We start from the raw sequence: 14,721 nt of genomic DNA on the forward strand, positions 1-14,721 counted from the left end.
ATATTTTATAAAGAATCTCGTTGCTGAAATACAAATTTAAAATGTATAAATTTGATAACAAATATTGATTATCAAAGAAAAAACACTATCCTGTGCCTTCCTGCTATAGTGTCTTCACTAAACAAAGCAGGAAAGTTAAACACAATAACAATTTGTACTTTTACAATATTTACCGCTAAGGTTGATATAGTGGAGATTATTTAATAGTATCTCATTTTTATAAGAAAAATACAACGATTTTAGCATGTCATCGTTATCGGGAACGTTGCCATAAAATCGCAAATGGTGTATTTCCATGAAATTGATATGCCAAAAAAATTGTATTTATTCAAAGTGGGTTTTGGCATTAATGTATTTTACCATTATTCAAACTGGAGGACAAATGAGAGAGGCTTAAAAAAATATTTTTCATTTATTTTTTTAGCATGTCCCAGTACTCGAAAATCATGGTTGATTTTTATCAGAATGTCTCTTCTAAAAAATTATATATTTTCAGAAAATATTACTAAACGCATGACATCACAGGATGCTTCAGGTAAGTCGTTGATTTTTCTTTGCAAGAAATAAAAACCATATTTGATGAAACAGCATAGATCAACAAAAGCCTTTCAAACTTTTTTTCTCTTATCAATTACTTGCTCTTTAAGTTTCGGACAAGCAAAGTGGAAACCAATCACGCAACAAACCAAACCTTGGTCACGCTGGTGGTGGGAAGGTAACGCAGTTAATCCCAAAGATTTAACGTATAATATGGAAACCTACCAGAAAGCAGGTCTGGGCGGTTTAGAGATTACACCTATCTATGGTGTAAAAGGGGAAGAATCGAAATTTATTGATTTTCTTTCACCAAAATGGGTAGAAATGTTCAAGCATACCTTGAATGAAGGTACTCGCTTGGGTTTAGGTATCGACGTTGCCAATGCTTCGGGCTGGCCTTTTGGGGGCAGATGGGTAACCCCAGAAGATGCTTGTAAGAGTGTCAATTTCAAAACCTATCAACTAAAGGAAGGCGAAAAGCTTTCGGAGGTGATTACCTTTCAGCAAGCTCCATTGCTACGCTATGTTTTGCCAAATAAAACAGAACTTTCTGCTTTAAAATACCCTGTTTCTAAGAATGAGAATCTCCAAGAATTAGCGATAGACCAAGTAAGATATGAAAGACCATTGCCATTACAAACTCTGATGGCGTATTCGGATAAAGGCGAGGTGCTCAATTTGACGGCTGAGGTTAGTGCTATGGGACAATTAAATTGGCAAGCCCCTAAAGGAAGCTGGAAGCTATATGCTATCTTCCAAGGTTGGCATGGCAAATTGGTAGAACGTGCTGGACCAGGTGGCGAAGGCGATGTAATCGACCACTTTTCAGAAAAAGCTATTCAGAATTATTTAAAGGAGTTTGACAAGGCTTTCGCTAATACGGATATTTCGAGCATGCGGGCTTTTTTCAATGACTCTTACGAAGTAGATGATGCACGTGGACAGTCGGACTGGACAGAAAATTTATTCCAAGAATTTCAGCAAAGAAGAGGCTACGATTTAAGAAACTATCTCCCTAACCTTTTCAGTAAAGAAAATACAGATTTAAACCATAGAGTATTGTTCGACTACAGGACGACAATCGGAGATTTGATTCTGGAAAAATATACTGGAGAATGGGCGAAATGGGCACATGGACGTGGTAAGATTGTCAGAAATCAGGCACATGGCTCACCTGCTAATACCCTTGATTTATACGGATTGGTAGATATTCCAGAAATTGAAGGGACTGATTTATTGAGAATCAAATTTGCTTCATCAGCTTCCAACGTATTAGGCAAGAAACTAACTTCATCAGAATCGGCCACTTGGGAAAACGAGCATTTCTTGTCGTCATTAAGCGATGTTAAAAAAGCATTAGACCTATTCTTGGTCGGTGGTGTAAACCATATCTTCTATCATGGGATTAACTATTCTCCTAAAGACGAAGCCTTTCCGGGTTGGTTATTTTATGCAGCCGTACACTTTACGCCACACAACCCTTTTTGGAAGAATTTCTCTACTTTGAATGGCTACGTAGCCCGTACACAGGCGTTCTTGCAAGATAGCAAACCTAATAACGACGTATTGTTGTACTTCCCTATTACCGACCGCCTTACCGAACCTTCACATAAAGGTTTATTAGAACACTTTGATGGCGTAACACCAGAATTTAACGGAACAGACTTTAAAGAGGTAGCCCAAAAGATGATTGACCGTGGTTATGGCTTCGATTTTATCTCGGATAAACAAATTGCTAATCTGCAATCTCAAAATCAGCAAATTATTACTGGTGGCGTTGCCTATAAAACAGTACTATTGGCAGAGAGCGAGCAAGTACCTTTGGAAACATTGGAAAAATTGGTGCAGTTAGCCAAACAAGGGGCGACTATCATTGTTCATCATAAATTACCTACTGATGTACCGGGCTTAGGAAACTTAAACGAACGCAGAGCGAAATTCAAGGCATTGTTAGCAGTATTGAATTTTGCCAAAGTAAACGACAAAGTAAGTCAAGCTAAGATTGGCGAAGGGTCATTTTTATTGAGCGATGATTTAGAAGCCATGATGACTTACGCTAAAGTGTATCGTGAAACGATGACCGATAGTGGCTTGCAGTTTGTTAGAAAAACAAGTGCTAAAGGCAACTATTACTTTATCAATAACAAGTCTGGGAAACCTTTTGAAGGCTGGGTAAAATTGGAAGTTGAAGCAAAATCTGCGGCTTTGTACAATCCTATGACTGAAGTATTGGGCATGGCAAAGTTCAAAAATGGTAACGAAGTTTATTTGCAATTGGCTATAGGAGAATCGTGCATTCTTGAAACATTAAAAGCAGTAGAAAAAGGTGCGGAATATCCTTATTGGAAAGCAAGTGCTGATGCTGTAGAGTTGAAAGGTACATGGAAAATATCATTCTTGAATGGTGGACCAACTTTACCAAAAACGCTTGAAACGACTAAGTTAGGCTCGTGGACAAAAGCAGGTAAGGAATATCAGGATTTTTCAGGAACTGCTTCATACCAATTGAATTTTGCGAAGCCTAAAACTGTTGCCAAAGGTTATTTGTTAGACTTAGGTAAAGTAGCGGAAAGTGCTTCGGTAACTTTAAACGGGAAATCATTAGGTACTTTATTAGGTCCAACTTACAAAGTTTTTGTGCCTACTACTTTATTAAAAGCACAAAATGTGTTAGAGGTAAAAGTATCTAATTCAATGGCAAACAGGGTAACGGCCTTGGAAGCACAAGGCGTAGTTTGGCAGAAGTTTTATAACATCAACGTATCGGCAAGACTAAAACAAAATCTAGGAGACAAAGGCTATTTTACTACTAAAAACTGGGAACCAAAGGAATCTGGATTATTAGAAAAAGTAACATTAACGCCTGTGGAATCATTGAAATAAAGGTTTGAGACTGAGATACGTTGAATACAGATTTGTATTTTCAACCATTTTAAACAATATATCAATCATGTTAAAACGTATCTCAATTTTTACTATTTACCTGTTTATTGCCACTTTTACTAGCTTAACTTTTGCTAAATCTCAATCGGAGTATTACGAAACTAGGGTATACAGTTTCAAAAGCGTAGAGCAGAAAAAGGTAGTAGAAGATTATTTCAAAGATGCTGCCATTCCTGCGTTCAATCGTTTAGGAATTAGTCCCGTAGGTGTTTTTAATGAAGCTGACCAGAAAGATGGCATTAAGCTATATGTATTGATTCCTTATAAATCGTTGGATCAGTTTAGCAAAATAGCGAGTAAATTATCGGCTGATGCGGTATATCAAAAAGCGGCAAAAGCCTATTTAGATGCCAATTTTGCCACACCAGCTTACGAACGTTATGAAAGTTCGCTGTCGGTAGCTTTTAAAGACTGGACAAAATTGAAAGCACCTACTACTACTGCACCAAAGGCTGAAAGAGTATACGAATATCGTTTGTACGAAAGCCACAGTGAAGTAAAAGGATTAAGCAAAATTCATATGTTCAATCAAGGTGGCGAAATCAATATTTTTGTAAGATTAGGATTTAATCCTGTGTTTTATGCACAGACTATCATTGGTGGCAAACAGCCTAATTTGGTGTATATGACCACTTTTGATAACAAAGCATCGAGAGATGAACACTGGAAGGCTTTCGGGGCAGACTCTGAATGGAATCGTATTAAAGGACTCCCTGAATACGACCATGCGATGACCAAAGCCGAAATCCATTTCTTAACACCCACAGATTTTTCACAAATCTAGATAGCGTTTATGAGTTTAAAGTTTATGAGTTTAAGGTTCTGATTCATAAACTTTGAACTCATAAACATTAAACTTTAAACTCATAAACCCTAAACTCATAAACTCAAAAAAATGCAGGAAATCGCTTTTACGATGAAGCTCAAAAAAGGATTTGAGCAAGAATACAAAAAACGTCACGATGAAATTTGGCCAGAATTGTCTGAGTTACTAGTAAAGTCTGGTATTACAGAATATGCTATTTATTTAGATGAAGCGTCTGGAATTTTGTTTGCTGTTCAGAAAAGAGTAGATAATCATACCCTCGATGAATTACCAGAAACTGAAATCATGAAAAAATGGTGGGCATTTATGGGTGATATTATGGATACCAATCCAGATAATTCTCCTGTAGTTACCAATTTATCTTGTGTATATAGAATGTCTTAATGACAGATTTCCGAGTGCAGTTGTATCATAAAAAAGCACAGCTTTAATGTTTATCAATGTGAAGATTGATGACTTAATCTGTGCTTTTTTGATGCTGCGGGTTTATTTTTTCCCGCTGATTTACGTGGAGAAATTAAAAAATCTCCAAAATCTGCGGTTGCTTATCTCCGTGAATCTGCGGGTAAAAAAATAATCCCGCTGACATACGCTGATTATTATCGCTGATTTTCGCAGACAAATAAAAATCATTTTTTAATTCACTAATTCTCAACTATCTAGTCTATGAAAAACCTAAAACTATTTTTCATTTGCATTTACGCTTTACTTGTTCAACATACTTTTGCACAAGGTAAAATCGACAGAAAGGCTTTGGTACAACGCCACACAGTTGTACTATCCAAGATTGACACCTTAGCATCATTGTCTGTGGGTAATGGAGATTTTGCTTTTACTACCGACATTACGGGTTTACAAACTTTCCCTGATTTTTATGCCAAAGGCATTTCATTAGGCACTCAATCCGTTTGGGGCTGGCATCGTTACCCCAATACAGAAAACTATAAAATAGAAGAGACCTTCAAAGAGATTAATTCGCACGGTCGAAAAATACCTTATGCCGTACAGGCCTCTAACAGCGAGAGAGCAAAAGCTGCTAATAATTTCCTCCGCCAAAATCCACATCGTTTACAATTAGGCAATCTCGGTTTTGAACTCTTCAAAAAAGACGGTTCTAGCGTAAAACCAAAAGATTTAACCAATATTCACCAAACATTGAATGTTTATACGGGTGAAATTACTAGTCAGTTTGCTGTCGAGGGCGTTCCTGTAAAAGTGATTACAGTTGCTCATCAACAAAAAGATTTGATTTCGGTAAAAGTGCAGTCTGAATTATTAAAAACTGGTCAGCTAAAATATCGTTTACGCCTGCCCTACCCAACCAACCAGTTTACAGATGAAGGAAATAATTGGAAGAATGCAGATAAGCACCAGTCTTCGTTGATGTTATCAACAGATAAATCTTTCGTTTTCAACCATCAATTAGATGATACTGAATACTTTATCAAAATAGAAAGTAGCCAGCCGTCGAAGGTACTACAAAGTGAAGCCCATTATTTTGTGGTGAGTCCAGATACAAAAGAAAGTACGCTTGAATTCAGTGTAATGTTCTCTGAAAAGCTTCCAAAAGAAACAATTCCAAATTTTACCAACACTTTATTGAGTACAAAATCAACTTGGAGAACTTTTTGGAATACTGGGGGAGTCGTAGACTTTGCAGGAAGTACCGACCCAAGGGCAAAAGAGTTAGAGCGAAGAATCATTCTTTCGCAATATCTTACCAAAATACAGTGTGCTAACAATGAGCCTCCACAAGAAACTGGCTTGACTTATAATTCTTGGTTTGGCAAACCGCATTTAGAAATGCATTGGTGGCATGGTGTTCATTTTGCCTTATGGAACAGAACCGATTTGCTTGAAAAAAGCATGGCTTGGTATAAAAAAGTAGAACCAGAAGCTAGAATCATTGCAGAGAGACAAGGTTTTGAAGGTGTTCGTTGGCAAAAAATGACCGACCCAGATGGGAAAGAAGCACCATCGTCGGTAGGAGCTTATTTACTTTGGCAACAACCTCATTTTATTACATTTGCTGAATTGGCTTATCGGAAACACTTAGATAAAGCTACTTTAGAAAAGTATAAAGACTTAGTATTTAAAACAGCCGATTTCATGGCATCGTATGCTTATTTCGATACTGAAAAAGGCAGGTATATTTTGGGCAAAGGAGTAATTCCTGCTCAGGAGCGTTTTAAACCCGAAGAGACTTTTAATCCGACATACGAGTTGGCTTATTGGCAATGGGCATTGACGACAGCACAAGTTTGGCGTGAACGTTTAGGATTGAAAAGAAATGCTAAATATGATGATGTGCTGAAAAAACTATCTCCCCTACCCGTACAAGATGGGGTGTATTTAGCCACAGAAAGCGCTAAGGATTCTTATACCAATCCAGTGTTTTTAACCGACCACCCGAGTGTGCTTTGTACCTTAGGGATGTTGCCAGCAAGTACGATGTTGAACATGACAACCATGCAAAGCACTTTTGATAAAGTATGGAAAATATGGCATTGGGATGATACTTGGGGTTGGGATTTTCCGATGGTAGCCATGACTGCTACTCGATTGGGACAGCCAGAAAAGGCAGTGGATGCATTGATGATGGACATCAGAACGAATACCTATTTACCCAACGGACATAATTACCAAGATGCTCGCTTACGTTTGTATTTACCGGGGAATGGTGGCTTACTATCAGCAGTAGTCATGATGTGTGCAGGATATGACGGTTGTAAAACAGCTAACCCCGGTATTCCCAAAAATGGCAAATGGAAAGTACGTTGGGAAGGGCTGAAGAAAATGTATTAAGCAATTGTTATTTAGTGAGTTAGCGATTGAGTGAAGTTTTAGTTGTGAATGAGTGAATTGTGAGTTAGTGAATTATTACAATACGTTTGAATCTTCTCTTCTAATGTACAATCGCGAACTCACTTAATCAAATTTAAAATTTCACTCAATCATTAACTCACAATTCACTCATTCACAACTAACTCACAATAAAACAAATATCTCTCAAAATAATAAATTATGAAAAAAACGTATTTTGTTTTTGCACTTTTGCTATCATCAGTAAGCTCTTTTGCCCAAAAGAACCTTACACTTTGGTACAAACAGCCTGCTCGGAATTGGAATGAAGCCTTGCCTATTGGCAATGGACGCATCGGAGCAATGATTTTTGGAAGACCCTCCAACGAATTGATTCAACTCAATGAACAAACACTTTGGTCGGGGAAGCCTATCAATCCGAACCCCAATCCAGAAGCCCCAAAGTATCTTCAACAAGTAAGAGAAGCGCTGTTTAATGAAGATTATAAAAAGGCAGAACAACTTACACACAAATTACAAGGACTTTATTCAGAGGCTTATCAACCATTGGGAGATTTGCTTTTGCAACAAGATTTTAAAGGAGAAGTAAGCAATTATTACAGAGATTTAAACATTGCTGAAGCTACTGCCAGTACACGTTTTAAAGTAGGTGATACAGAATTTACGCGTGAGTTTTTTGTCTCAGCACCTGCCCAAGTGATGGTTATTCGCTTGAAAGCTAGTACAAAAGGAGCATTAAATTTCACTGCTTCTACTACTTCGCCACACCCTATTCAAAAATCTGTTTTAGGGACAAATGAATTAGTTGTTAGAGGTAAAACTCCTGCACATGCCGACCCGAGTTATGTAAAATATAACGCTGTTCCTGTTAGTTACACAGACTCTACAGGTTGCGGAGGCGTTCGTTTTGACTGGAGAATTAAAGTAAAATCTACCGACGGAAAAGTAACAACCAATGCAGAGAGCATCACTATTTCAGATGCCAGCGAAGCTGTATTGATTATTTCAGTAGGAAGCAGTTTTAATGGTTTTGATAAATGTCCTGATTCCGATGGAAAAGATGAAAAAGCCATTGCAGATAAATTCCTCAAAGCATCATTGTCACTCAGTGTAGATGCCCTGAAAAAAGCGCACATTGCTGATTATCAAAAGTATTTCAAACGTGTAAGCTTCTCTTTGAATGGAAATCCTGCTGTAGATTTACCAACCGACGAACGATTGATACAGTATGCTAACGGTGGTAAAGATTCTGCCTTAGAAAGTCTTTATTTTCAATTTGGTCGTTATTTATTGATTTCCTGTTCTCGTCCTGATGGCATACCAGCCAACCTACAAGGTATTTGGAACAATTCCGTTCGTCCGCCTTGGAGTAGCAATTTCACCACCAATATCAACACACAAATGAATTATTGGATGGTTGAGATGTGTAATTTATCTGAATTGCACACGCCATTATTGAAATGGATTGGCTACATGGCTAAAACAGGAAAAGAAACAACCAAGAATTTTTATAATGCCCGTGGCTGGACGGTTCACCATAATTCAGACATTTGGGCTTTGTCTAACCCTGTGGGAGATAAAGGCAAAGGGTCGCCTTCATGGGCAAACTGGGCAATGGGTGGTGCATGGCTAAGTCAACACTTGTGGGAACATTATGCTTTTACAGGGGATAAAAAGTATCTGCAAAATACAGCGTATCCATTAATGAAAGATGCGGCGATTTTCTGTGAAGATTGGCTTATTGAAGATAAAAATGGTTATTTAGTGACAGCACCATCTACTTCGCCAGAGAATGTTTTTATTACTGAAAAAGGTGAAAAAGGCTCTGTTTCTATCGCTTCTACCATGGATATGGGTATTATCTGGGATTTGTTTACTAATACGATTGAAGCCTCAGAGAAATTAGGTATTGATGCTGATTTCAGAAAGGAATTAATTGCTAAGAAAGCAAAAATGTTCCCTTTGCACATCGGCAAAAAAGGGAATTTGCAAGAATGGTACAAAGATTGGGAAGATGTTGAACCACAACATCGCCATGTTTCGCATTTGTTTGCGTTGCACCCTAGTCGCCAAATTTCCCCTCTTCGTACCCCTGAATTTGCCAATGCTGCTAGAAAAACGTTGGAAATTAGAGGTGATGACGGCACAGGGTGGAGTAAATCGTGGAAGATAAATTTCTGGGCTAGGCTACACGACGGTAACCATGCCTACAAACTAGTGCGTGAACTATTGAAATTGACAGGTATGGAAGGTACTAATTACACAAATGGTGGTGGTACTTATCCAAATCTATTCTGTGCACATCCTCCATTTCAAATAGATGGTAACTTTGGTGGTACTTCTGGTATTTCAGAAATGATTATCCAAAGTCAAGACGGGCTAATTAACATTTTACCTGCTATTCCAGACGATTGGCAAGATGGTGAAATCAAAGGAATGAAAGCACGTGGCGGTTTTGAAGTAGATATTACTTGGAAAAACAAGCAAGTAACGCAATTGGTTATCCGTTCATCAATAGGTGGAATTTGTAGTATTAAAACGCCTAATCAATTGAAATTAGCAGGAAAATCAACATTGAAAAAAGCTAAAGCATTTGATGCTTATGATTTTCAAACGACTAAAGGAGGCGTTTATGTTTTAAAGGGGTTGTAAGATATATAACTTATTAACATTCACAGATAGCATGACTTGAAGTCGTGCCATCTGTGTTTTATAATTAAACTAGTTCTGTAAATCAATTCATTACTTTCTCAGAAACAACAAAATAATCAGTAAATTTGTTTGTACTTAAATACTTACACAATGGTAGAGTTCAAAATACAATTAGAAGATACTTTTGTTCAAACGTTTGGTTACAAAGAAATTGACAAACGTTTGCAGGAATTTGTGCAAAAATATGTCATTAAACTTGCTGCACAAGACATTTTAAACGACTTAGAGTCTATCGACCTTCAAAATGACCAAGAGTGGCAAGTATCAAGAAATTTAGCTTGGCAACAGGAGGAACATAAATATCTTGCACATAAATGAATGAGTTTGTAATTGATGCAAATATTCTGATGAGTATACTAATAAGTGGAAAGGCAAGTTACCGACCTCTTTTAAGTTATTATAATTTTATACTTCCTGATTTTGTTTTAATAGAACTTGAAAAGTATAAAAATACATTGAAGCATAGAACGAAAATGCAAGAAGAGGAATTCGTTCAATGGACTTACTTTGTATTCTCTAAAATTACAATTTTACCTCAATATGTTCTAAAGCAAGAGAGCTTAGACAAAGCAATGCAACTTCTTCAAAAAATTGATTTGAAAGATACTACTTACGTAGCATTATCAATGCAATTAGATTTACCCCTCTTGACAAGAGATAATCCATTATATGAAGGTTTACGGAAACAAGGTTTTAGGAAAGTAATATTATTTGAAGATTTTCTACGGACACTTTGAATATATTAACAGATGGCATGACTTAAAGTCATGCCATCTGTTTTTAAAGGTTTTTCTTCTAAATTTGAGGCAATTTCAATCAAACGCAATCAACATGCAATTAATACCCTTCTTACAAAAAGGCTTTGCGCTGTCAAATAACAGAATCACTAAGCTGACTAGTTTAATTAATCAAGAAGAAGCCTTTTTTCGTCCTTATGATAAAGTAAATCATTTTACATGGGAACTTGGGCATGTAACTTTTATTAGGAATACCATTATCAAACTATTGAATCCGACTGAAAAGCTATCAGCTTTTGATAACGAACGCATAACCTTTGCACCAGGCACAGCACTGTTGGAGAATGAAATGTATCCAACCTTGGATAATCTAGTAGCTACTTTTCAACAAAGAGGAGAAAGAATTATAGCATTGCTTGCTGAAATAAATCAAGAAAGATGGGATACTGAAAGTCCTTATAAATTGCCAGCAGGGAATACAGTCGGCGACCAAGTTTCATTTTTTCTCCTTCATGAAAATACGCATTATGGAGAGATGAGTTATTTGAAGAATATTATTGTCAGATTAAGAACCGAATAATTTAAAGCTGAGAAGTGAGCCTTTCAAAAACACACTCCTCAGCTAATATTACAATTTACTAACTTCACTACTAAACAGAGCCACTACCATAGCTACAACTATGATTACTACACAAGCTAACCCTTTGCAGAAAAATTTCAAACAGTCTCTCATCTTAATTTGAAGTTTATCCCAATATTGAATCCAATTTTATTGGGCTTTATTAATAATAACGAATTTGAATCACTCTGCTGATTCAACGAATAACTAAAGGTCGGCTCAACAAACAAATAGGCATTATCCCCTATCTGTCTGGTAATACCATAGGCTATATTTGCAAACCCATTTAATTGGCTAGTACCATTAATTTTGTAAGCTCCCTCCACTCCCACATTCACATAATGTGAAAGTGATTCGCCTCTCAGAAAAGTATATTGTAATTCTACCTTAGTACCTAAATAGTAAGCAGACTGTGAATACACTTTTTTAATCTCTGCAAAACTTACATCTACTCCTGAATTGTCAGGCGACTGTACTACCAATGAATCTGTACGTACCTGATAACTAAAACTATGATTGGTTTTGGTAAAAGTCAGCCCCGTTCTAAGCTTAAATCTGTCTGATAAAGTAAATACTAAACCTGCCTGTGTGTAAAAGCCCAGTCTGTCGGCATCATCATTCACCGCAATTTTATGCACATAATTAGCATCGTTTCCATTAGCGGTGATGGTATAGTAATTAATAAGTGGCATCGCACTTACATACCATTCTAATGGTTTAGATTCTTTAAAATATACAGTAGGCTTTGGCCCACGATATTTTATTTTAGGTGTTCTAAAATGATTGGTAAACGGATGATAATCTTTTGAATCAAGTACTGAAAGCATCTTAAAACGATTTTCTGTTACTTCATTTAATTGATTATTACTATTTACTACATTATCATTAACTGTGTTGTCGGTTCTATCTGAGAATACACCAGAACGCCCCTTTGTATTGCTTTTGTTAAAGGAATATTTCTGAGTATTACTATATGTTATATTCCCTTGTTGTTCACCAGCACTTGATAATTCACTTTGATGATTGTCTGTTGGGGTAATAGGTGGTACTTCGCCAATATAAGTCTTATTACCCTTCTTAGCTTTTGAACCTATCTGCTTTTTATAAGACACTATTTCCTCTTTTTTATGGATACTTGCCCATTTGGATACATTTATCTTTGAAGATATACTTGCCAATTCTTCCGTTAATTTATTGTTATTAGTAGCCTCAGTAGGGTTTTTAGCTATATTTTTTGATGACAAAGTACTTATCTCTTCAGTAGGTAAATCTTTCGCTATATTGTCTGATTTATTTGTTTCAACCTTACGGTTTTCATTTTTCTCAATACTTTTCTCTGCCTCTTTCGGGCTAACTACAAGCTTTTGGGCAGGCTGTTCTATCTTGGCTTCAATTTCATTACTTGTTTCAGAAGGCCATAGGTATACTCCTATGCCCGTCAGCAATAATAAGACAGCCACTGCGGCAAATTGCCAATAAGGTATTTTCCTTGCTGGATTAGCAGGAAGTTGAGGCTCTATCGCTTTCCAGAGTTTGTCGTTTGGTTCTGACTCAAAATCAAACAAGTTATCTCGGAAAAGGTCCTCAAAAGGATCTTTATCTTTATCAAGTGCGCTCATAGCTGATAATTCCCAGTTGTTTTAGTTGCTTTCTAAGCAGTTCTTTTGCTCTTGAAAGCTGTGATTTTGAAGTATTCTCGCTCACACCCAACAGCTCCCCTATCTCTGCATGATTATAACCATCTATTACATAGAGGTTGAAAACCATGCGGTATCCATCAGGCAATTGGTTAATCAGCGCAAGAAGTTCTTCACTTGTAAGGGTTGATAATAGGTTGGGGTAATCATCATTGCTTAGTACAATATTTTCATAGTCTGTATTTTGTTGAAATTTTAAATTAGCATGATAATAATTGATGGCAGTATGTATCACGGCCTTTCTAACCCAAGCACCTACGGCCTTGGGGTTTTCTAGGGAATGAATATTATTAAATATTTTCACAAATGCTTCTTGGTAAATGTCTTCGGCTTCCTCGGGCGTGCGAGTATAACGACGACAAACACCCATCAACTTACTTTTATACAGGTTATAAAAAGCAGTTTGGGCTTTGCGGTCGTTTTTTTGGCAGGCTTTGACTAATTCCTGTTCGTTGAGCATTTAGTGAGTTTTATTAAATGATGAATTGTTTAAAGAGAATACACCATTTATACAAAGTTTATGGGCTGCCTCTTTAAAAATTTATCATTTATTTTTTTATTCTTATGGTAAAATTGGCTTTCAGTATCTCTCCATTGGTAGTAGTAATAACATACTTAAATTGATCCGTATACTCTTTGCCATCTTGTTGTTTAAGCTTATACAAAAGCTTTTTGTCTTCAATGCGTATCATTCCATAAATGGGTTGGGTTTCAATAGTTATACTTTTTACACCTACACAACTAGCCAGATATAATCTGTAAGGAAGTTCAACCTCTGAGCTTTGTACTTGACTAGCCGACAATTCCATTTCTCCATTTTTTATATAAGCCTTACAAGCAGGAATTGTGCGAATCAATATTTCGACAAACATTTTTTGTGGATTATTCCCGTTTTTGTCATAAATCGTGTATTCTAACAAATCGTTAGCTTCTTGCTTGATTGTCTGGCTGTATTCAATTTCAGAATTGGCATTTACAGTTGCCTTGCCAAACTGTGGATTTATCGACACCTTTAAACTTTTTATATCATAATCATCACAAATTTTATCGTTTTCCAACACCTTTATTTTCTGTACAGAAGTATCGTATTTATCCACTACAATTACATCTGGAATCAAAATATTTTTACACCACGTACCTTCTACATCAACCCTCACGCCGACAATCCTACAAACTGGATTACTTCCACCCGTACATATTTGATAAAAGAAAATATCATCTTGATTGCCACTACTCGGTGTATAAACAATCTTATTTTTGATGATTTCTACCGTTCCAAAAGCAGGTTTGTCTAAAATGGCTAATGAACTAGAATCCACGATGGCATTACAAAAACGGTCGTTTTTCAATACATCCAACACCGTTGGCGTATTTACTTTTACCGTAAAGAAATCTGGAATGGCTCCAGCATTACACGGAATCTTATTGTTATCAGAAGTAATATTTACTTTTATAGTATCGCGTTTAATCGCGTTACCATTTGTCATCTTATAAATCAGTAATTCTGATACTTCGTTTTTCGTTGAATCTGACTTATAAACTAGATACCCTGTTTTTGAAAAAGAATATTTGCCATATTGAGGCGCACTTTCAATTTTAATGGAGGTATATCCTGATGATTTCAATAGTACTTTAAGATCAATAGCAATAAAATTATTAGGGGGTGTGTAATAATTTTTTGTATCAATCAACGAAATAGTAGTTGTGGTTGGTTTTATAGCGGGTTCGACTTCAATAATTTCGTCGCACGCACAAACCAAACATAACACCATCATAAAAAATATTCCTACAAAAATTCTCATATTGTTTTCAAAACAGAACAGTTGT

General features: G+C 36.5%; 11 protein-coding genes. 8 read left to right on the plus strand and 3 right to left on the minus strand.

Annotation, left to right across the window (positions count from 1 at the left end; translation table 11 throughout):
- The first annotated feature begins 579 nt into the window (after positions 1 to 579).
- The 8 genes from AC07N0_RS00535 (at position 580) to AC07N0_RS00570 (ending at position 11,158) form a co-directional block, all read left to right on the plus strand.
- Positions 580 to 3,420: a glycosyl hydrolase gene (locus AC07N0_RS00535; RefSeq protein WP_494587714.1), complete on the plus strand. Its 2,841-nt coding sequence runs from the start codon at positions 580 to 582 to the stop codon at positions 3,418 to 3,420.
- Positions 3,421 to 3,487: 67 nt separating this feature from the next.
- Complete coding sequence (locus AC07N0_RS00540) at positions 3,488 to 4,264, plus strand: NIPSNAP family protein (RefSeq protein ID WP_494587715.1); 777 nt, start codon at positions 3,488 to 3,490, stop codon at positions 4,262 to 4,264.
- A gap of 111 nt (positions 4,265 to 4,375) precedes the next feature.
- Positions 4,376 to 4,690 (plus strand): L-rhamnose mutarotase, encoded by a 315-nt coding sequence (rhaM, locus tag AC07N0_RS00545; RefSeq protein WP_492800282.1) that lies wholly within the window; start codon positions 4,376 to 4,378, stop codon positions 4,688 to 4,690.
- Positions 4,691 to 4,972: 282 nt separating this feature from the next.
- The gene (locus AC07N0_RS00550) at positions 4,973 to 7,111 is read left to right on the plus strand and encodes a hypothetical protein (protein ID WP_494587716.1); all 2,139 of its coding nucleotides are present in this window, start codon (positions 4,973 to 4,975) and stop codon (positions 7,109 to 7,111) included.
- A 219-nt stretch (positions 7,112 to 7,330) separates the two neighbouring features.
- A complete protein-coding gene (locus AC07N0_RS00555) occupies positions 7,331 to 9,781 on the plus strand; it encodes a glycoside hydrolase family 95 protein (RefSeq protein WP_494587717.1) in 2,451 nt (816 codons plus the stop codon).
- A 150-nt stretch (positions 9,782 to 9,931) separates the two neighbouring features.
- Positions 9,932 to 10,159, plus strand: a complete 228-nt coding sequence (locus AC07N0_RS00560) for a hypothetical protein (RefSeq protein ID WP_494587718.1) — start codon at positions 9,932 to 9,934, stop codon at positions 10,157 to 10,159.
- Positions 10,156 to 10,578, plus strand: a complete 423-nt coding sequence (locus tag AC07N0_RS00565; RefSeq protein ID WP_494587719.1) for a PIN domain-containing protein — start codon at positions 10,156 to 10,158, stop codon at positions 10,576 to 10,578. Before AC07N0_RS00560 ends, AC07N0_RS00565 begins: the two co-directional genes overlap by 4 nt.
- A 94-nt stretch (positions 10,579 to 10,672) precedes the next feature.
- Positions 10,673 to 11,158 (plus strand): DinB family protein, encoded by a 486-nt coding sequence (locus AC07N0_RS00570; protein ID WP_494587720.1) that lies wholly within the window; start codon positions 10,673 to 10,675, stop codon positions 11,156 to 11,158.
- Positions 11,159 to 11,307: 149 nt separating this feature from the next.
- Here the strand turns inward: AC07N0_RS00570 and AC07N0_RS00575 are convergent, their stop codons facing one another.
- The 3 genes from AC07N0_RS00575 to AC07N0_RS00585 all read right to left on the minus strand — a co-directional run bounded on the left by AC07N0_RS00575 (position 11,308) and on the right by AC07N0_RS00585 (position 14,696).
- Complete coding sequence (locus tag AC07N0_RS00575; RefSeq protein ID WP_494587721.1) at positions 11,308 to 12,816, minus strand: hypothetical protein; 1,509 nt, start codon at positions 12,814 to 12,816, stop codon at positions 11,308 to 11,310.
- Positions 12,803 to 13,354 carry an RNA polymerase sigma factor gene (locus AC07N0_RS00580; RefSeq protein WP_492800288.1) on the minus strand — a complete coding sequence of 184 codons (552 nt, stop codon included), beginning with the start codon at positions 13,352 to 13,354 and terminating at the stop codon, positions 12,803 to 12,805. Before AC07N0_RS00580 ends, AC07N0_RS00575 begins: the two co-directional genes overlap by 14 nt.
- Positions 13,355 to 13,442: 88 nt before the next feature.
- On the minus strand, positions 13,443 to 14,696 hold the full coding sequence (locus tag AC07N0_RS00585) for a hypothetical protein (RefSeq protein WP_494587723.1): 1,254 nt from the start codon (positions 14,694 to 14,696) through the stop codon (positions 13,443 to 13,445).
- Between the last annotated feature and the right edge of the window lie 25 nt (positions 14,697 to 14,721).

Source organism: Arcicella sp. GW821-FHT09D11 (genome assembly GCF_059416265.1).

Coding starts and splice junctions, on each gene's coding strand:
- AC07N0_RS00535 (WP_494587714.1), top strand. CDS start 580: ATGAAACAGCATAGATCAACAAAAGCCTTTCAAACTTTTTTTCTCTTA.
- AC07N0_RS00540 (WP_494587715.1), top strand. CDS start 3,488: ATGTTAAAACGTATCTCAATTTTTACTATTTACCTGTTTATTGCCACT.
- rhaM (WP_492800282.1), top strand. CDS start 4,376: ATGCAGGAAATCGCTTTTACGATGAAGCTCAAAAAAGGATTTGAGCAA.
- AC07N0_RS00550 (WP_494587716.1), top strand. CDS start 4,973: ATGAAAAACCTAAAACTATTTTTCATTTGCATTTACGCTTTACTTGTT.
- AC07N0_RS00555 (WP_494587717.1), top strand. CDS start 7,331: ATGAAAAAAACGTATTTTGTTTTTGCACTTTTGCTATCATCAGTAAGC.
- AC07N0_RS00560 (WP_494587718.1), top strand. CDS start 9,932: ATGGTAGAGTTCAAAATACAATTAGAAGATACTTTTGTTCAAACGTTT.
- AC07N0_RS00565 (WP_494587719.1), top strand. CDS start 10,156: ATGAATGAGTTTGTAATTGATGCAAATATTCTGATGAGTATACTAATA.
- AC07N0_RS00570 (WP_494587720.1), top strand. CDS start 10,673: ATGCAATTAATACCCTTCTTACAAAAAGGCTTTGCGCTGTCAAATAAC.
- AC07N0_RS00575 (WP_494587721.1), bottom strand. CDS start 12,816: ATGAGCGCACTTGATAAAGATAAAGATCCTTTTGAGGACCTTTTCCGA.
- AC07N0_RS00580 (WP_492800288.1), bottom strand. CDS start 13,354: ATGCTCAACGAACAGGAATTAGTCAAAGCCTGCCAAAAAAACGACCGC.
- AC07N0_RS00585 (WP_494587723.1), bottom strand. CDS start 14,696: ATGAGAATTTTTGTAGGAATATTTTTTATGATGGTGTTATGTTTGGTT.